Raw genomic sequence first — 18412 nt, forward strand, 5'->3', positions numbered from 1 at the left:
TCTATATAAATTGAACTCGTAATATTAAGGACCGCCAGAATCGGGTAAAAGGTAAGAAAGAACCTGAAAAGGCGGAGATTTAAATGACTACAGAACAAGAGATCGGAAAACTGACAGAAGCCATGAAGGAAACGGAAAGTACCCGGATGTATGAAAGATATTTGGCGATAAGGCTGCATCTAGAGGGCCGGACCCTCACCGAAATTGCCGATATTTTGGGCAGATCCTTTCCGGCCATCAGCGGATACTGGAAGAACTACCGTAAGAACGGACTGCAAGGTCTTGAATTGGGTGAATATCCGGGTGGTTCCAAGCGACTTTCGAATGAGCAAGAGGAACGGCTGAAGCAAGTCATCGCTGAGAAACGCCCTGTCGATGTTGGCTTTGAAGCGAAGTATACCTGGACGTTAAAACTCATTCGTGCCTGGATTCTTCGGGAGTATAGCGAAGACTACACGCTCAAAGGCGTCTCCAAAATGCTGAACCGCCTTGGCTTCAGCTACACGAAGGCCACCTATACTTTGGCAAAGGCCAATCCAGAGGAGCAAGAGCAGTTTCGCCAAGTCACGCTACCTGAGCTCAAAGACCAGTTAGATCAAGGAAAAGTGGATCATCTGCTGTTTGAAGACGAATCGGCTATTCGGGCCTATCTAGCCTTACAGTACAATTGGTTTCCGAGAGGACAACAGCGAAAAATCAAGACGTATGGCCAGCATCAGGGTGCCAAGCTGTTTGCAGCGATCGATTACGAAACCGGCCATGTCCTTCACCGGGAAGAAGAAAAACTGGATGCGAAAGCGTTCCAACGCTTCTTGACCGATATTTTACAGACGTATTCCGGCAAGGTCGTGGTTGTACTGGATAATGCCCACATTCATCATGCCGATGAAATTCAGCCTTTTCTCAAGGAGCACGCCCGATTGCAGTTGGTTTATTTACCCAAGTACAGCCCGGAACTCAATCCCACGGAAGGTTTGTGGAAATGGCTAAAGCACGATGTCGTGAACAATGTGTTTTTCCAAAAGTTCTACGTCATTCGTTCCCATGTGGCCGCTTTTATGAAAAGCATCAACCGAACTCCTCAAGCCGTAATTGACCGCTTACTTCTTCAGGTATAAAGATTTTCAGTTCAACTTATATAATATTATATTTTTTAGTCTAGACTCAAACTTACTTTAAGTATGTAAATGATGTTTCGTTATGGTATAATTCCTGTACTGCGCTGGTTTGCAGCTGTAAATACTGCTTTATGATATATAAACCGTGTTGTATAGGAGGCTCGTACATGAACAAGCTCCAAGATATACCCCTTTCCGTGCTTGATCTGGCTCCGATTGCGGAAGGCCGCACGGCGGCGGACTCATTGCGAAATTCGCTGGATCTGGCGCAGCATGCCGAACGATGGGGATACCGCCGCTATTGGCTGGCAGAGCATCATAATATGCCCGGCATCGCCAGCTCGGCCACCTCGGTCGTGATCGGGCATGTCGCGGCCGGAACAAAGAGCATCCGTGTCGGCTCGGGAGGCATTATGCTGCCCAACCATGCCCCGCTGATGATCGCCGAGCAGTTCGGCACGCTGGAATCCCTGTTCCCGGGCCGGATCGATCTCGGCCTGGGCCGCGCGCCCGGCTCGGACCAGCCGGCTTCCCGGGCGATCCGGCGCGGCCTCGGCAGCGACGGAAGCGACTTCCCGGAGCAGCTGGCCGAGCTGCGCGCCTATTTCGATCCCGAAGCGGCGGACTCGCGCCCTCCGGGCGTATGGGCCACTCCCGGCGAGGGCCTGAACGTGCCGATCTGGCTGCTCGGCTCCAGCGGCTTCAGCGCAAGGCTTGCCGGCCAGCTCGGTCTGCCCTTCGCCTTTGCCAGCCATTTCGCGCCCGACTATCTGTTGCCCGCGCTTCACCTGTACCGCAGCAGCTTCCAGCCCTCCGGTGTGCTGGACAAGCCGTACGCCATGGTCGGCCTCAGCGCCGTAGCTGCGGACTCGTCCGAGGAAGCCCGGCGGCTCGCGACTTCCTCACAGCAGCAGGCGCTGGGCCTTATCCGAGGCCGTCCCGGCAAGCTGAAGCCTCCGGTTGACAGCATGGAAGAGCTGTGGAGTCCGCAGGAGCGGGCCCTTGTCCTCGGCAGACAGCAGTATGCCGTAGTCGGCGACAAAGCTGCCGTACGGGAACGGATGCAGCAGATTCTGGAGGAGACCGAAGCCGACGAATGGATCATCGCCTCTCAAATTTACGATCATGCCGCCCGTCTGCGCTCCTATGAAATTCTCGCCGAGGTCCTTCACAAGTGAAGATCGGACGGAAATCGCCCAAAATAGGGTTTGCCTTCCGAACATGATAAAATAAAAGGCAGCAATGAAGCTGCAGAGGAGATGAAGAGGTTGAAGCAAGAGGTTATAGAGCGTTTTATTTCGTATGCCCGTATGGATACGCAATCCGATGAAGGCAGCGAGACCTGTCCTTCGACGCCTGGACAGCTGGTCCTGGCCCGGAAGCTTGCGGAGGAGCTTGCCGAAATTGGCATGGAGGAAATTACGGTCGATCAGCACGGCTATGTGTTCGCCTCGCTTCCGTCCAACAGCGGCAAAGACGTTCCCGTCATCGGTTTTCTCGCCCATTTGGACACCGCTACCGAGATCACGGGCGCAGGCGTTCAGCCGCAGATTGTGGAAGCCTATGAAGGCGGCGATATCGTGCTGAACAAGGCGCTAAACGTCGTACTTTCGCCGGCCAGCTTTCCGGAGCTTGGCGGATATGTAGGGCAGACGCTGATTACGACCGACGGCACCACTCTGCTCGGCGCGGACGACAAGGCCGGAATCGCCGAAATTATGACGGCCATGCATTACTTAAAGCAGCACCCGGAAATCAAGCACGGCAAAATCCGGGTCGCCTTTACGCCGGACGAGGAAATCGGCCGCGGCGCCCACAAATTCGATGTCGAAGCCTTCGGCGCAAAGTACGCGTACACGATGGACGGGGGACCGCTGGGAGAACTGGAGTACGAAAGCTTCAACGCGGCGGCGGCGAAGATTATTTTCCACGGCGTCAACGTCCATCCCGGAACGGCCAAGGGGAAAATGATCAACTCCGCCAAAATCGCCATGGCTTTCCACGAGCGGCTGCCCGCCGGAGAAGCGCCGGAGTTCACGGAAGACAAGGAAGGCTTCTATCATCTGAATTCGTTCCAGGGGACCGTGGAGATCAGCCGGCTGAATTACATTATCCGCGACTTTGACCGCGAGCGGTTCGAGGAACGAAAGGCATACATCCAGGGCTTGGCCGACGAATTCAGACAGACGTACGGGGAGCACAGCATCGTGCTGGAGCTGAAGGACCAATATTACAACATGCGCGAAAAAATCGAGCCCGTAAGCCATATCGTCGATATCGCCCATACGGCCATGACGAATCTCGGCATTACGCCGATTGTCCGTCCGATTCGCGGAGGCACCGACGGTTCCCAGCTGTCCTATATGGGTCTGCCGACGCCGAATATTTTTGCCGGCGGGGAGAACTTCCACGGCAAGTTCGAATATATCTCGGCCGATTCGATGGTCAAAGCGACCGAAGTGATTATCGAGATTGCGCAGCTGTTCGAGCGCCGGGCCTGATCTCCCGAGCAGCTTATCACTCCTTTATATAAAAGCCTCCGAAGCCTGGCGTGAATTGCCAAGCCCGGAGGCTTCTTTATGCGTAATGGAGGGTTGTTCAGACGGTTTCATTTATAATCGTCCGTCTTTCCAAATGACATTTTCCCCGTAGTTTTTGCCCCAGTCGTACATCATGCGCAGGACGGGCATCAGACTTTGGCCATATTCCGTCAAAGAGTATTCCACTCTCGGAGGGACCTCCGCATACACTTTGCGCAGAACAAGCTGATCCTCCTCCAGCTCCCGGAGCTGGTTTGTCAGCATCTTTTGCGTGATATGGGGAATGAGCTTTTTCAGCTCGCTGAACCGTTTCGTGCCGTCAAGGCCGAGATGCCATAGAATAATTAGCTTCCACTTTCCGCCGATGACGGCCAGAGTCAACTCTTTTTCACAGTTAATTTCCATAAGATTGATCCGGTCCTTGATCTCCGTTGCCATGTTTGCAGCCTCCTCTCGTTGATATCATACTATAAGAAGAAACGCCTGACGGCGTCTTTTTTAAGACGCAGGTACGTTTCTCGTAAAAATATAAGGCCAAAGATAAGCGCGAAGCTTATACTTTCTTATATTTCAAAAAAAGAAACGCATGCCGCCCCGGATAGGGCCGATGCGTTTCCCATAGAAATGGAAGAACAAGGCATTTCTTTTTAATGAAAATCAGGCGGCAGTCCGCGCGCAACTACTCCAGATTGGCATGCTTGCCGAACATTTGAGTTGTCGTTTGCCCCGTTTTATCCATTAGCCGCAATATAACGGCATCATAGAACAGGAGGAGCGTCTGCTCAAACAGCGAGGCCATCGGCTGAATCGTCGAGCCATTTCCTGCCGCCTGATCTTTCGGCGCTCCGGGGAGCTTCACCGTACCATCGGCCAGACGTCCAATCATCGACTCCGGGTTGATTGTAAGCACGGCTACGCCCGCGCCCAATGCCTTGGCTTTTTGCGCCATCGCAATCAAGCTCTGCGTCTCACCCGAGCCGGAGCCGAGGATAAGCAAATCTCCCTCGGCGATACCGGGAGTCACCGTTTCTCCGACCACATAAGCATCCTTACCCGCATGCATCAGCCGCATGGCAAACGCCCGTCCCATTAGACCGGATCTTCCTGCTCCTGCAAGGAATATCCGTTTTGCGCAAAGAACCTGTTCGGCGAGTTCCTCCGCTTCCTGCACGGGAATCCGGGATACGGACCGCTGCAGCTCATTGATAATTTCCTCTGCGTATTGTACGGTGTTCATCGGCCGCTTAAGACTGACTGACAAGACGCTTCATTTCAGCAGCAACTGCCTTTTTGTCAACTTGTCCGGTAATGCCTCCGCCTACGATGACAAGGTCCGGTTTCGCATCGATCACTTCAGGCAGCGTGTCAAGCTTAATGCCTCCCGCGATGGCCGTCTTGGCCTGCTTAACCACACTCTTGATCGCCTGCAGATCCTCAAAGGAGTTCTTGCCTGCGGCTTGATGATCGTAGCCGGAATGAACGCAGATGTAGTCAGCACCGAGAGCGTCCACTTCCGCCGCTCTGCCTTTGATGTCCTTGACGTTAATCAGGTCAACGAGAACTTCCTTCCCGCTTTTCTTGGCTTCTTCAACCGCGCCTCTGATCGTAGAGTCGTCGGAAACACCGAGTACGGTAATAATATCCGCGCCCGCTTCAGAGGCTTTCATCACTTCGTAACCGCCCGCGTCCATAATCTTCAGGTCGGCCAATACCGTGAGCTGCGGAAAAGCGTCCTTGATCGCTTTTACAGCGTGCAGCCCTTCATTAATCACGATCGGAGTTCCAATTTCAACAATATCTATATAGTCGGCAACTTCCGCCACCACTTCTTTCGCTCCGGGGATGTCTACCAAATCAAGCGCCAATTGCAATTTCATAGGTCATAGCTCCTTCGTGGTTATATAATTTATTGCTACGCCTATTGTAGAGAGTACATTTCCTTTTAGGAAGTAGGCACTTTGCCGTGGTGTAGTCACCTGGAGGATACTATTGTTCCGTGCCGGGATTTTTCAGGAAAATCATAATCTTTTGGTTACACGGGAAAAAGGGGTGATTTCATCCAAAAGCTGTGCTATATTGTCCTTTGGAATCAACAGAGAATCCTGACTTTACAAAAAGAAGGTGACCCTCATGGCTGCTGACACCGCTGTGAACAAGACAGAAATTGAAAGCCCCACTCATGAAAAAATCAGTCTCGTCAAACTGACCTGGCCGATCTTCCTTGAACTGTTTTTGTTCATGCTGATGGGCACGGTAGACACGTTCATGATCAGTTCCGTTTCGGACGATGCCGTGTCCGGTGTAGGAGCGGCGAACCAGATTATTCAAACCGGCATTCTCGTGCTCAGCGTGGTCGGAAATGGCGCAGCCGTTGTCGTCTCTCAATATTTGGGCTCCAAAAAGCCGCTCGAAGCGGCAGAGGTTACCGCTAACTCCATTACGCTAAGCACAATTATAGGCGTGATCATGAGCTTGATTCTGCTGGTGTTTGGGGGAAGCCTGCTGTCGCTGCTGAATGTCCAGGGGGACATTTTGGTACACGGCCGGACGTATATGCATATTGTCGGCAGCTTTATTTTTTTTCAGGCGCTGATCAATGCCCTTGCTGCCACAGTCCGAACCTATGGCTTCACCGTACAAACGATGCTGCTGTCGCTGCTGATGAACATCCTGCATGTGGTCGGCAACTATATTTTGATCTTCGGCCATTTCGGCTTTCCGGCGCTCGGCGTGCAAGGCGCGGCCATTTCGACCGTTGTCAGCCGCCTGATCTGCGTGTTCCTGTTCTTCCTGCTGATGTACCGGATTATGGAGATCCGCGTAAAGTGGTCTTATTACATTTCTCTTAGCAAAAACTATGTGCTGAAAATACTGAAAATCGGTATCCCTTCCGCCTTCGAATCGATCATTTATCAGGCCTGCCAACTGGTGTTCACGCTGTATATTACTTATTTGGGCGCGGAGGCAATGGCAACCCGCCAATATGCGCTTAACATTTCGAACTATATTTATCTGTTCAGCATGGCGGTGGCTATGGGCACTTCCATTATCGTCGGCCATCTGGTAGGCGGGCGGAATCCGCAGGAGGCGTACAAGCGGGTGTTCCAGAGCGCCAAATGGGCGCTGCTCGCCACGGTAATTATTGACGCGATCGCCATCGTGTTCCGCGTCCCGCTCTTCGGACTGTTCACGGACAACGAGAACATTATTGTGATGGGCGCCCAGGTCATTCTGCTCAGCTTCTTCCTCGAAACGGGGCGGACCACCAACCTGATCATCATCAATGCCCTGCGGGCCTCGGGGGACGCCAAATTCCCGGTATACATGGGGCTGATCTCTATGGTATGTATGAGCCTGCCATTGGCCTATGTGCTTGTCTTCCAGTTTCATCTCGGGCTTGCCGGGGTCTGGCTGGCGAATGCCGCCGACGAATGGACCCGGGCGGTCATTATGTATTTCCGCTGGCGCAGCCGTGCCTGGGAGAAATACGCCCTGGTCGAGCAGGGCCCTGCCGAGGGCGAAGCAAAGTCCGTGCTGACTTGATAACACCCCGATACCCGGCGGTTCCCCGGCAAGTGCCGCTTCTTCGGTCCTGGCTGAAACAGAAATAAGGCAGACAATCAAACAAGCGGGACCGGGAAAGGATAACTCCTTCCCCGGTCCCGCTCTTTTCATTGCCAAAGCTCATGGGAACGGCGCCCCCCACCAGGACAAGACCTGAAGACTCGCCTCCCGGTTAATCCAGATAACCGGCCAATCCTTTATCCATCAGGTAGTCCATCTCCGCATCCAGGATGCGTTCGACCGTCAGCTCGTCCAGCTTAACGTCGCTGCGGCTGAGCACAAAATCAACCAGATCGTCGCTGTCGATGTCGACCTCTCCCTTGGCGTTGGCCTTGGCGCTGTTAATAAACGCCTGTTCATGCTTCAGAATGAGCGTGATCACTTTAGGGTCGGCTTTCGTTTGGCCTGCGATGAATGCGATCATTTCCTGTTCGTTTATGGCTTGATTCATATATGTTCATCCTTCCCGCTTGGACCTGCAAACCCATTGTAGCATAAGCCCCCGGCTTGCATACAGCGAAGCTTGAAGGAAATCCGGACAGAAGAGGACGAAACGAACATTGTGTTTAAAGGCAGCGGTTCGGTACCGCCGGTTTCTATTTCTGCCGCAGACACAGGATCATCACCGTAAGATACGCGATATTTACCAGCAAAAACAGCATTAGCGTTTGATTAGACATATCCTCTAATAGAATCCACATTTCCTCACCTTTCGTAAATACCATAATTTTCTTTCTTGTGGAAAATTATACCTCGATAATAAGGAGGGAATAAAGCTTTTTTTGAAAAAATACGCTATACGACCAAGTCTTCCCATAAAAAAGTCAAGGTCTCTTTTCCAGGAATGGATGGCTTGGGACGTAAATTGCGTCTCTTTTTTCGATTGCTTATAATACTAGATAAGCTGCGTCTTCTGTACTGTCACTCGTCCTAATGGGAGCTTTTCAGTATCAAGAAGACGCTTTTTGGTGAAAGGGCGTGAATGCCGTGCCTCATGACGAGCAGGATAAGAACCGGATCAGACCGAAGCTCAAGGTCATTTCGTTCAACGGGGACGAGAGCAGCCTTGTCGAAACCGAGCAATCGCAAGTCACCTTTCAGGACGTCGGCGGGATGGAAGAATTGAAGAAAAAAATCCGCCTGAACTTTATTCTGCCGCTTCAGCAGCCGGAAATGTTCCAGGCCTTCGGGAAGTCGGCCGGAGGCAGTCTGCTGCTGTACGGCCCTCCGGGCTGCGGCAAGACGTTTCTCGCCCGGGCGATTGCCGGAGAGATCAACGCCAACTTCCTGCATGTCGAGCTGCAGGCTATTCTCTCCATGTACATCGGGGAAAGCGAGCATAACCTGCATGATTTCTTTGAAAAAGCGCGCCAGGAAAAGCCCTGCGTCATGTTCATCGACGAGCTCGACGCGCTTGGCGGAAGCCGCCACCACATGCATCAGCATCATAACCGCATGCTGGTCAATCAGCTGCTGATCGAACTGGACGGCCTGCAGTCCTTTAACCATGAGGTGCTCGTCGTCGGCGCGACGAATACCCCCTGGTACCTCGATTCGGCGCTGCGGCGGCCGGGACGGTTCAACCATCTGTTCTTTGTCCCGCCGCCCGAACCGGCGGAAAGAGAACTAATCCTCGGCCTGAAGCTTCAAGGCAAGCCGCAGGACGGGCTGCACCTGAAACGCTGGGCCGAGATGACGACGCATTTCTCGGGCGCCGATCTGGAGCAAATCGTAAGGGATGCGGTGGAGCGGGCAATCGAGCGTTCTCTCGAGAGCGGCAGCATCCAGCCGATCACGGACAAAGATATGAAGGCGAGCATCGAGGGACGCAAGCCGACGACGCTGGACTGGTTCTCCACAGCCAAGAACTACGCTACCTTCAGCGATATCAACAAAGATTACGAGCAGGTGCTTGAATACGTGAAGACCCACCGAATCAAATGAACAGGCGGTGATGCCCGTGAGCTTGCATGGCCCTGATGCCTTCCACTATGAGCGGGCGTTTCAGCTGATGAACTGGCGGCGCTTTGCGGAGGCGATTGAGGAAACCGAGAAGTGGATACTGGAAGATCCGGAGAATGCCGATGCGTACGGAATGCTGGCGCAAATTCATATGAAAGCCGGCAGTTATGACCATGCGCTGCATTGGTCGGCCGAGGCGCTAAGATGCGATCCGGAGAACGCGCTGGCCTGGTTCGTGCGGGCCGTGTCGCTGTACTCGCAGGGCAATGAGGCGCTGTTTCTGGAAGCGGCGGCGGAAGGGCAGCGGATTGATCCGCTGGAAAGCTATTATCCTTTTCTCAAATTCAATATTTATCATAAAAAAGGGGATTTCCAAGCGGCGCGGGAGGAAATGGACCGGGCGCTCCGGTTTGCGCCGGACCGCTCCCTGTTCCTCGCGGCGGACAGCTATCTGCGGGCCAACTCGCGGGATTTCGAAGGCTCGCTCTCTTCGGAGAGCATGGCGCTGTTTCACGATCCCGAGGACGACCAGACCTATCTGTACCTTGCCTGGGCGGCGGACAGACGGGGCGATTACGGCAAAGAGATCGAGTTCATGAAGAACGCGATCCGGATCGACCCCACGGACGAGCAAATCCGCAACGAGTATTTAAACAGCCTGCAAAAGAAATACTGGTTCTACCGCGTGCTGCTCCTGCCGTTTATGGTGAAGAAGCGGTTCAGCAAGTGGCAGTTTTTTCTCGTCTGGGTTGTGCTCTGGCTCGTATTCCGCCCCTTCGTGCTGCTGTTTCTGCTCCTGTACGTACTGGCGTACTGGTTGAGCAAGCTGCTCGTCAGAGTTCAGGTGTTCGGCTGGAGGTCGCTGTTCCGCAAAATATAAATAATGATGAACAATACCTAAGAAGAAACGGCTACGCCGTCCTCTGGAAGAGGAAGGCATCCGTTTCTCGTAAAAATATCAGGTTAAGGATAGCGCGAAGCTTATACTTTCTGATATTTCGAAAAAGGACCCATTGCAGAAGGCCGAAGCCCGCTGCGATTGGTCCTTTTTGGCGTTACGATACGTTGCGTTATTTCTTGTAGTTCAGACGCTGATTGAAGCGGTCGATACGGCCGCCCGTGTCGATATTCTTCTGTCTGCCCGTATAGAATGGATGGGAAGCCGAGCTGGAATCGACCCGGATCACCGGATACGTATTGCCGTCCTCCCACTGCATCGTCTCTCCCGAAGACTTGGTGGAAGCGCTCAGGAATTTAAAATCCGCACTCGCATCATAGAAAATGACCGGCTGGTATTTCGGATGAATACCTTCTCTCATCGTTAATCCCTCTTTCTGAATAAAATAGACATCTTGTATTAACTTACCCTACTTTTGGGTAAAGCTTTCAACAAAATGACCACTTCAGTGAAAAATTCCGGTAAAACACTGAGGCGGGCTTATGATGGAACGGTATCCGTCAACGAAAGCTCCATATACAGCAGTTCATGTGTGGGGACAAGACCGGCCCGCTCCAATGAAGCTGTAAAGAAGGCGCCTGTGGCCGGAATATGAACGGCTCTTACTCCTACGCCTTCCGGGACACCGGAGAGCAGCTGGGATAACAGCGTATCTGCGATCGCCTCCGCGTCCAAGACGCCGTCAATCACGCCCCATAATGCTCCTTTCCCAAGCTGGATTTCCTTTTCCGGTTATCCCATTTTGCCCGCGATCTTCCGGTAGGTTGCCTCATCGGAGACGATATACAGCCTCGCTTCCGCAGGGATAGGATCAGTCAGCCTGCGGTTGATGCCCAAATCGTGGCGGTCGGCGATCAGGGTGGCGCCTTGGCGCAGCAGGCCCTGGAAAGCATCCCCGTAGGTCTTCCATGACCGGTCGACCGGCACCTCGTAAATATCGTCGCCATGGGAGCGGCTGATAAGCTGCGTAATGACTTCCGGATTTCCCTCCTGCAGCGCGGCTCTTACCGCCAGCCGAGAAACGGCATCATGCGACAGGACGAAGTCGTTGACCCGGACATGCCGGAAGTTCTGCACGTTCTTCTCTTGCATGATTTCCACTGTTGTATGTACATCCGGCGCGATCCGCTCGATGCTTGAGGCGATCAGCAGCGATTTGCCGTCCACCAGCGCAGCCTCGTCGATCCGGACATCGCCGAAGATAATGGCCGCCCTCGCCTTGGCGAGACCTGCCTTCACCAGAATATCGTCGGAGGAAGGGTCCCCGCTGATGAAATGAACCTGTTTCATCTGCTCCAGCGGATGCTGACCCGATTCGTCGATAATGATGATCTGACAGTCCGGCGTATAGCTGAGAATTTCCCCAACAGCCGCCTGCGCCTTTTTGCTCCAGTTGATGAGAATAACATGATCCTCTCCCAAAAATGGCAACTTTCCCGCCCTCCTCTGCCTTCCGATTTCCGCGATGGCATCAATAATCTTTCCGATTACCAAGCTAAGCAGCCCGATGCCGAAAATGTATAGAAAAATCGTAAATATTTTGCCGATGACGGTCTTCGCAAAAAAGTCGCCGTATCCGACCGTCGCCATGGTCGTCATGACCCAGTAGAACGAGTTGAACCAGCTGCCGAACGTATCCGGCTCAAGGATGTAGGCGACCGTCGCACTGAGCGCGACAAACAGGAGAATACTCAGACCGATCGTTCTTTTCTTGATGTGGTTCATCATGGTCGACAGCTTTAACAAAAAGTGAATGGCAGTCACCCCCCCGGATGTCCTGCAAAGGCCCGCAAAGCCGCCCGCCGCTTCGAGGACAGCCCTGCGGGCCTTCGAGATAGTTAAATGATCAGACTGCTGACCGCAAACGCGGTTCCGACAAAGACCATGCACAGCAGCGTCCCCACCGCGACATTGCCCTGTTTCAGATGATCTGAGATTTTAAAGCCGATCGTGACCAGCTCGAAAATCCAGTAAGACGCCACCAGACAGACATAGCCGACCGCGAACCAGATTGCCATAAACCAGATCGACGAGTTCGTATAGGCCGCCACTCCGAGAATAATCGCCGTCGCCAGGAATTTCCCGCCCAGCGCCAGACCTACGGCGACATTGCCGTTCTTCAGCTCCTCCATATCTTTGAACGGAGTCATCCAGCTGAAGATCAGCATGCCCAGCAATTGAAGCACGATAATGAAAATTACACTAACCAGAATATTGATAACGACCGTCAATTCGCCCACCCCCGAAATTTTGCATAAGCCAAATCGTAATCCGCAAAATCATGAACCTCTTCCAGCACGACCTGCACCGTCTTCTTCTTCTCCATCGCGGTGTAGCGCTTATCGTCGATCGGCTGCTTGATCCGGTTCCCCGAAGGCAGCTCCACTACGGCAAAGTTTCTTGTCTTGTCCTTATACTTCGTCTTGTACACGCCGATCAGATCGACGTCCGTCGTCACCGACACCTTCAGATTCTTCAGGTCCTCTGTGGCCGATTTCAAATCCTTGTAGGATTTGATCGTGGACCATGAAGACAGTCGAACCTGGTTCTTCTGATCGGCATCCGTCGTAATTTCGGCGTCCATGTACTGAAGCGTATAGATTTTATCCCCTGTCGCATAATTGCCGTCATTGGGAAGCATCTCGTTGTTCGGCAGGATGGTCATATCGCTGCCGATCAAGTCACCGACCGTACCCTCGACAACCCGGTAATCCCACGGCACCCGCGCCACATCGCTGGTCGACGTCGCACCGGAATCCGTGGAAAATACGCTGTCCGGATTATCGGAGCAGCCGGCCAGAGCCAGCACCGCCGCGATAATCAGCAGCAGGACGGCCGAGCGAAGCGCCCGCTTTCCCCCAAGCCCGCGGCGGCGCGCTCCCGGCGTCTTATAATAGTTCTCGCGCAATTTATCTCACTCCCATGGCAATAAAATGGCTTGTATTTCCGGTAATGGGGCCTCCGCCCCGCCCCAGCAATCCGCAGGGCCGACCGTTGATCATGAACATGCCCGAAAGCAGGTGAAGCTCGCCCGCAGAGGTTTGAATCTTCGAGAGCTCCGCTCTCTTCTGATATACGGAAGGAAACAGCACGCTGCTGTCGAAGCCGTCCTCATCCTCAATCTCCAGGCTACCGGATTCGTCATAGAGACGCACAGAACCGCCTTCGCGGCCGAACATCGATTTGGACACGAAGTTTCCCGAGAACACAGGCTTGTTGTACGTGGGCAGAACGTATTTGGCGATGGTCTCCCGCTCTTCACCGCTGAACAGAAAGCCCAGCTCATACATGCCCCAGACCGCTGCCATCAGCCCTTTGGACTGGAGCAAAATGCTGTGCGGCGGGTTGAACAGCGTAAGCCGGCCGGTCTCCACCGCATAGGCCAACGCCTCGCCGCCCTCATCCACCGCCATCCACTCTTTCGGGTACAGGGCAAACATTCGGTTCACGACGCGCCCCTGCCCGTCTTTCACCGTTCCTTCGTCAATTGTAAGCTCCAGGCAGTCGACGCACCCAATATCCAGACCGCTGTGCCTAGCCAGCGCTTCGATCGTGCCGGAATCCTCCAGATGGCTTCCGTAGTTCACGCAGGCCGCTGTATCCGGCCGCTCCTCGCCCCAAGCCGCGGCAACAAGCTCCGGCATGCTGCCGTTAACCGTCGGAATGCCGGCTTGCTCGCATACCCATGGCGTCGCAATGGACGCCTCCACGTAACCGGTCGGCGTGTCGGCGTTCAGCTCCAGCAGCTTGATGCTTCCCCTTTCGTCGATGGCGAAGTCAAACCGCGCATACCGGCTGATGAGCCCGGGCGGAGCAAGCGGCGCGGCGTCCAGCATCTCCCACAGGACTTCCGGGATGGCAAGCAGATCGTAGAGGTCATGCCTGCGGTGGATATAGCGCGCCGCCTTGTCGAGAATGGCCCATAGCCGGGAAGAAGCCTCCTCAAGCTCCCGGTATGTCTCCTCTCTCATAACGGCGACTCCGTCCAGCCAATATTCTTCGTCTTCAAGGTCAGCCCAGGCAAAGCCCAGGCGCCCCAGTTCCTCCACCCTGGAGACCCGGTCTTCGCCTGAATGCTCCAGCCACTGAAATACGGGCTCCGTCATCCGCCGAACCCGCTGCTCTTGCTTGAACTGGACCGCGAGCTTGAGCCGAGGCTCGATTTGGAACTGGATTTCGAGCTGGACGACGAACTGGACGAGCTCAGGCCGCTCGACTTTCCGCCGATCCCGCCAGCCGTGGAAGACGTCGACCGTCTCGTAATGGTGCCCGTCGTGGAGGTCGAGGTCTTCGGCTTCACCACGGAGCCGGTCACCGGCTTGTTCTGAAACTTCGTGTTGTCATAAGTACGCGGTTTATAGACCGTCCGTGTGCCTCCATAATAGGTTGGACGGTGGTCATACCATCTGCTCGGCGAATAGCTGGAGCCGCCGCCAAACAGCATGTGGTACAGCAGCAGATCATCCCAGCCAAAACCGGAGTTATACCCGCCGTAATTGTTAATGATCGTTGTCCCGTTCGATGTAGCGACGCCCGGAGCCTGGGTCGGCTGGGCCGTTTCTTTCCCCGTCTCCTCCGGATACGGGATGTTCCAGTCCACATTTTTGTCGAAATAGGCTTTAACCTCTTCCGTGGACCAGGACACCAGCGTCGGCTCATCCGCAGATGAGCTGCCGCTTGCGACCGAGGCGCCCGGAACAAACAGCGCATTGGCCAGCAGGGCGATACCCAGCGAGGTCGACAGCACTCTAACCGGTTTGCCGCTTAAGTCAAACCCTTTTTCCCCTAGCGATTCATTTCCTGTTTCTTTTTCTCTACCCAAAGCGGGTGCCTCCTTAATAATAATCTTCTGCCTATTCGGTGCGCATCGGAACGAGCAGCAGTTCAAGCTTGCCCTCATCCACATTCAGCCTGCCCTCCACCGTTTCGAACTCGCGGCCGCCGACTACCAAATAGTTGACATGCTCCAGCGCGGCGACCATATTGGCGCTCCATACGCGCTCTTCGATCTTGTTCAGTTCGCCATCCGGCATTTTTTCATATAAAATAACGCTCATCCCATTGTCCAAGAGAATTTCCTTCCCTTCCTGATTCAATTGTACCTTTAATACGGGAAATGCCGGTCTAATGTTTCATTTGGAAACTGCGGGGGAATGTCAAACCTTCCCATAACAGAATAAAGCGTCCTGCCCTTCAGAGGCAATCTTTTTTCTTTGGCAGAAACGGCAGAATCTGCGCTTCATTTTTTTGACAAAAGCACCGCCACCGGAATAAAATATTGAAAACAAAATATTTTCCGCATTTTCCGGCAAGGGAAGGGAGGCCTATTTTTGAAGCAAAGAATACTCGCGGAGGCCCGGCAGGAGATTTACAAGTCCGGTTTCCGTTTTACAATGGCGGATATGGCAAGACGCTGCGGGCTTAGTACGAAAACGATTTACGAGTGTTATTCTTCCAAAGAAGATTTAATTCTGGATATGGTTCAGCAGGCTATTGATGAACTCACGGAGCGGGAACAGTCGATCGTGAATGACCCAAAGCTTGGAACGATGGACAAACTGAGAGCTCTGCTCGTGCTTCTTCCACGGGATTTCCAGTTTTTTGATATCAAGCGTCTGCACGAACTGCAACGTTATTACACGAATGTGTGGAACATTATGGATTCCTTTTTGACGGAACAGTGGGACGGTGTGACCCAAATGCTTGCGGCGGCTCAGGCGGAAGGACTGCTGGAGAAGTTCAATACGGCGCTGTTCATTCAGCTGTATATCGGGGGACTGTACCGGTTAATGGAGCAAGCCTCCACGGGTGCGGCCCAGATGACTCTCCGGCAAGCACTGGACGAAATGGTTGACATTATGTTAAACGGGATCAGAAAGAGGTGATACCATGCATTGGTTGCTGCTGCTCGCCGCAATAGCCGCAGAGGTGGCTGGGACAACATTCATGAAGCTGTCTATGGGTTTTACGAAACTTGGTCCTTCCATTCTGCTCGCAGTCTGTTATCTGCTTAGCCTGACCATGCTGAATCTGGCGCTGAAAAGCGTCTCCATGAGTGTGGCCTACGCCGTTTGGTCCGGTGCGGGAACCGCCTTAGTGGCGGGTATCGGCTGGGTGCTGTTCGGTGAACGGATGTCCTTATTGAAGATCGTCTGCATTCTGCTCATCATAGCGGGTGTAGCGGGGCTGAACCTGGTGGAGGAAAGCCATGGAGAGCCGAAGAATTCAGGCAGTCCGCAGCTTTCAACTCGCTCATCCGAGGGGACGGAGGTTTGAGTCATTAATGGGGGAGCTTTGACGATGACGATTTTATTTTTGTAGGAGGGACATGCTTTTGGAAACATTGAATCGGATAGCCATCATAGGTGGAACAGGCAGAGCGGGCCGTTACCTTGCGCAAAAAGCGTTGGAAAGCGGCTATCACGTTCGTATGCTTGCCAGAAATCCGGACAAAGCATTCATTAAAGATGACAGATTACAGGTGATTGCCGGAGATGCCCGAAACATACAAGACCTTCGTTCTCTGCTGGAAGGCTGCCATGCCGTTATTAATACCTTCGGGCAACCCGCAAAAGATACACCGCTGTACAGCAGCGTAACCCATACTGTTCTCACGGTCATGCAGGAGTATGGAATCACAAGGTATATTGGCGTTGCAGGCGGGTCGCTGAATGTTCAGGGCGACAGGAAGTCATTTCTAAACCGAATAGCGTCCACCCTGTTCTACATTCTGTTCGGCAAGATGATCGCAGACAGAAAAAAAGAACTGGATCTGCTTATGAAAAGCGATATCCAATGGACCCTCGTGCGTCTGCCATTTGTAGTTGAGGGTTTGGAAACGGGCCATATCAAGGAAAATTTAAGGGATATCCCGGGAAGAAACATTACGAATTCCGACATAGCCAAATTCCTCGTCAGTCAGGTTAATGAAATGAAATATGTAAAAAGAACGCCTTGTATCTCAAATTGACGCAAAAGGAACCCAGCCTTGAATAGACGAGGTTCCCTGATTGGCTATTACGTTTCAACCGACGCCGACGACCCGGTCAAAGAACCGGTGCTCGGGTGGGCGGGGCAAACATTTTGGTTATTTGAGCAATGCGGAACATCCATATCCGGTTTATTTGGGCGACAAGCTGTACGTCACCGTTCTGCCTTTGTCGTCCGCAAGCGAACGGTACGTCAGCGTCAGCCGGTTCCCGTCGCGCTTGGTCAGAATAAGCATTCTTGCCAGCACGTAGGGATCCTGGCCGTCGGACTTCTCCCAGTCCTTCCAATCCTCCGGCGTTGCCACTTCCTTGTTCAGATTAACGGTGGCATCCGTGCCGGTATGGATTAAATACAAGTGGGACGTATCGACGAAGCGGATGATCAGCACGTCGGGAGCGGCATATTTAACGGTGAACGCGCCGCTCTGTCCGGTAAGCGCCTCTATGTCGTACAGCTTGCCGAGACTGCCGTCGCCGTTAATATACTGCACGCTGTCGTCGCCACTCATATACAGCTGCGTGGACGCGACCTTCGGATTTTCCGAATAAGCCGGAACCATGAGATGAAAGTCCATCTGCTTGACGATTTTGCCGTCCCGGATCAGCGCCTGGTATACATTGCTGAAATTAGTGAACATGGCATAGTGGTTGTCGCTTAATACAAGCAGATGCGTGCCCCCAGCCACTGTCTTAATCTCCAAGTTATGCATATACGGCGATACAATCAGAGGCAGCTTGCCCAGAAGCGCCGGCTTTCCCGAGGCGGAGCGGGAGGCGTAGACTTCGCCTGTATGCTGTGATACCCAATACGTCATGTCCGGAACGGCTGCCGTGGTAAACCGGGTCTCATCGCTGATGCTCAGACTGCCGCTGCCCGGTTCACGCGCAATTTTGCCCCCAAGCACGCCTGTTCCGCTTACAAGCGGGATTTGGACAGTGCCTGCCGCAATGCGGACCGGCTTCGCGAGCTGAAATACGGTTCCGTTCACCGTAGCGGCTTTGGAGCCGGCCGTTACCGCAATCTGCCGTCCGGGACGCGTCAGAACGGCCGTTTTGGATGCCTGATTCCATACGACCGAATATCCCATATTGATCGCCAAGGTTTTGAGGGGCACCCATGTTGTTCCCGCCGAAACGATTGCCTTGCTTGCAAGATCCAAATTCTTATAATTCAGCAAAATCGGGGAAACCTCTGCTCCAAACGCCGTACTTGCGCCCCAGCCGAGCACCGCCGCCAGAACAACGGCTGCCAGTTTGCCAGTTCTCATCATTACAAGCCTC

22 protein-coding genes are annotated in these 18412 nt (G+C 53.5%); 9 read left to right on the forward strand and 13 right to left on the reverse strand.

Features of this window, described 5'->3' with window-relative positions:
• Nucleotides 1–83: 83 nt before the first annotated feature.
• The 3 genes from PUR_RS25015 to pepT all read left to right on the forward strand — a co-directional run bounded on the left by PUR_RS25015 (nucleotide 84) and on the right by pepT (nucleotide 3619).
• Entirely contained in the window at nucleotides 84–1118 is a 1035-nt protein-coding gene (locus PUR_RS25015; protein WP_179037552.1) for an IS630 family transposase, read from the forward strand.
• Nucleotides 1119–1285: 167 nt separating this feature from the next.
• On the forward strand, nucleotides 1286–2296 hold the full coding sequence (locus PUR_RS25020; RefSeq protein WP_179037553.1) for an LLM class flavin-dependent oxidoreductase: 1011 nt from the start codon (nucleotides 1286–1288) through the stop codon (nucleotides 2294–2296).
• Between the two features lie 90 nt (nucleotides 2297–2386).
• Nucleotides 2387–3619 carry a peptidase T gene (gene pepT / locus PUR_RS25025; protein WP_179037554.1) on the forward strand — a complete coding sequence of 411 codons (1233 nt, stop codon included), beginning with the start codon at nucleotides 2387–2389 and terminating at the stop codon, nucleotides 3617–3619.
• Nucleotides 3620–3730: 111 nt separating this feature from the next.
• Here pepT and PUR_RS25030 read toward each other — a convergent pair whose 3' ends face one another.
• The 3 genes from PUR_RS25030 to hxlA all read right to left on the reverse strand — a co-directional run bounded on the left by PUR_RS25030 (nucleotide 3731) and on the right by hxlA (nucleotide 5535).
• Entirely contained in the window at nucleotides 3731–4096 is a 366-nt protein-coding gene (locus tag PUR_RS25030) for a winged helix-turn-helix transcriptional regulator (protein WP_179037555.1), read from the reverse strand.
• A gap of 241 nt (nucleotides 4097–4337) precedes the next feature.
• Entirely contained in the window at nucleotides 4338–4895 is a 558-nt protein-coding gene (gene hxlB, locus PUR_RS25035; RefSeq protein WP_179037556.1) for a 6-phospho-3-hexuloisomerase, read from the reverse strand.
• A 7-nt stretch (nucleotides 4896–4902) separates the two neighbouring features.
• Nucleotides 4903–5535: a 3-hexulose-6-phosphate synthase gene (gene hxlA, locus PUR_RS25040; protein ID WP_179037557.1), complete on the reverse strand. Its 633-nt coding sequence runs from the start codon at nucleotides 5533–5535 to the stop codon at nucleotides 4903–4905.
• Between the two features lie 253 nt (nucleotides 5536–5788).
• Between hxlA and PUR_RS25045 the strand changes: the two genes are divergently transcribed.
• Nucleotides 5789–7201, forward strand: a complete 1413-nt coding sequence (locus PUR_RS25045) for an MATE family efflux transporter (protein WP_179037558.1) — start codon at nucleotides 5789–5791, stop codon at nucleotides 7199–7201.
• 193 nt (nucleotides 7202–7394) lie between these two features.
• Here the strand turns inward: PUR_RS25045 and PUR_RS25050 are convergent, their stop codons facing one another.
• Nucleotides 7395–7673, reverse strand: coding sequence for a hypothetical protein (locus tag PUR_RS25050; RefSeq protein ID WP_179037559.1), 279 nt, complete (start codon nucleotides 7671–7673; stop codon nucleotides 7395–7397).
• Nucleotides 7674–8209: 536 nt separating this feature from the next.
• Between PUR_RS25050 and PUR_RS25055 the strand changes: the two genes are divergently transcribed.
• Nucleotides 8210–9166, forward strand: coding sequence for an ATP-binding protein (locus PUR_RS25055; RefSeq protein WP_179038069.1), 957 nt, complete (start codon nucleotides 8210–8212; stop codon nucleotides 9164–9166).
• Nucleotides 9167–9182: 16 nt separating this feature from the next.
• A complete protein-coding gene (locus PUR_RS25060; protein WP_179037560.1) occupies nucleotides 9183–10064 on the forward strand; it encodes a tetratricopeptide repeat protein in 882 nt (293 codons plus the stop codon).
• Nucleotides 10065–10254: 190 nt separating this feature from the next.
• Here PUR_RS25060 and PUR_RS25065 read toward each other — a convergent pair whose 3' ends face one another.
• The 8 genes from PUR_RS25065 to PUR_RS25100 all read right to left on the reverse strand — a co-directional run bounded on the left by PUR_RS25065 (nucleotide 10255) and on the right by PUR_RS25100 (nucleotide 15211).
• Complete coding sequence (locus tag PUR_RS25065; RefSeq protein WP_179037561.1) at nucleotides 10255–10503, reverse strand: type B 50S ribosomal protein L31; 249 nt, start codon at nucleotides 10501–10503, stop codon at nucleotides 10255–10257.
• A gap of 119 nt (nucleotides 10504–10622) precedes the next feature.
• Entirely contained in the window at nucleotides 10623–10832 is a 210-nt protein-coding gene (locus tag PUR_RS25070) for a hypothetical protein (protein ID WP_179037562.1), read from the reverse strand.
• A gap of 42 nt (nucleotides 10833–10874) precedes the next feature.
• A complete protein-coding gene (locus PUR_RS25075) occupies nucleotides 10875–11906 on the reverse strand; it encodes a potassium channel family protein (RefSeq protein WP_332107923.1) in 1032 nt (343 codons plus the stop codon).
• 74 nt (nucleotides 11907–11980) lie between these two features.
• Nucleotides 11981–12373 carry a DUF350 domain-containing protein gene (locus PUR_RS25080; protein ID WP_179037563.1) on the reverse strand — a complete coding sequence of 131 codons (393 nt, stop codon included), beginning with the start codon at nucleotides 12371–12373 and terminating at the stop codon, nucleotides 11981–11983.
• Nucleotides 12370–13050 carry a signal peptide protein gene (locus PUR_RS25085; RefSeq protein WP_442953739.1) on the reverse strand — a complete coding sequence of 227 codons (681 nt, stop codon included), beginning with the start codon at nucleotides 13048–13050 and terminating at the stop codon, nucleotides 12370–12372. Before PUR_RS25085 ends, PUR_RS25080 begins: the two co-directional genes overlap by 4 nt.
• Nucleotide 13051: 1 nt before the next feature.
• Nucleotides 13052–14248 (reverse strand): glutathionylspermidine synthase family protein, encoded by a 1197-nt coding sequence (locus PUR_RS25090; protein WP_179037564.1) that lies wholly within the window; start codon nucleotides 14246–14248, stop codon nucleotides 13052–13054.
• Nucleotides 14245–14964: a hypothetical protein gene (locus PUR_RS25095; protein WP_179037565.1), complete on the reverse strand. Its 720-nt coding sequence runs from the start codon at nucleotides 14962–14964 to the stop codon at nucleotides 14245–14247. Before PUR_RS25095 ends, PUR_RS25090 begins: the two co-directional genes overlap by 4 nt.
• Before the next feature lie 31 nt (nucleotides 14965–14995).
• Nucleotides 14996–15211 (reverse strand): hypothetical protein, encoded by a 216-nt coding sequence (locus tag PUR_RS25100; protein ID WP_179037566.1) that lies wholly within the window; start codon nucleotides 15209–15211, stop codon nucleotides 14996–14998.
• Between the two features lie 261 nt (nucleotides 15212–15472).
• Between PUR_RS25100 and PUR_RS25105 the strand changes: the two genes are divergently transcribed.
• From PUR_RS25105 to PUR_RS25115, 3 genes are read left to right on the forward strand one after another with little or no spacing between them, the layout of a single operon-like run.
• A complete protein-coding gene (locus tag PUR_RS25105; RefSeq protein ID WP_179037567.1) occupies nucleotides 15473–16027 on the forward strand; it encodes a TetR/AcrR family transcriptional regulator in 555 nt (184 codons plus the stop codon).
• A 4-nt stretch (nucleotides 16028–16031) separates the two neighbouring features.
• Nucleotides 16032–16418: a DMT family transporter gene (locus tag PUR_RS25110; RefSeq protein WP_179037568.1), complete on the forward strand. Its 387-nt coding sequence runs from the start codon at nucleotides 16032–16034 to the stop codon at nucleotides 16416–16418.
• A 52-nt stretch (nucleotides 16419–16470) separates the two neighbouring features.
• Entirely contained in the window at nucleotides 16471–17112 is a 642-nt protein-coding gene (locus PUR_RS25115; protein ID WP_332107924.1) for an NAD(P)-dependent oxidoreductase, read from the forward strand.
• 150 nt (nucleotides 17113–17262) lie between these two features.
• On the opposite strand, the gene PUR_RS25120 is transcribed toward PUR_RS25115, so the two are convergent.
• A complete protein-coding gene (locus tag PUR_RS25120) occupies nucleotides 17263–18402 on the reverse strand; it encodes a copper amine oxidase N-terminal domain-containing protein (protein ID WP_232101640.1) in 1140 nt (379 codons plus the stop codon).
• Nucleotides 18403–18412: the final 10 nt, after the last annotated feature.

The organism is Paenibacillus sp. URB8-2, from assembly GCF_013393385.1.
GTDB lineage: Bacteria > Bacillota > Bacilli > Paenibacillales > Paenibacillaceae > Paenibacillus_AQ.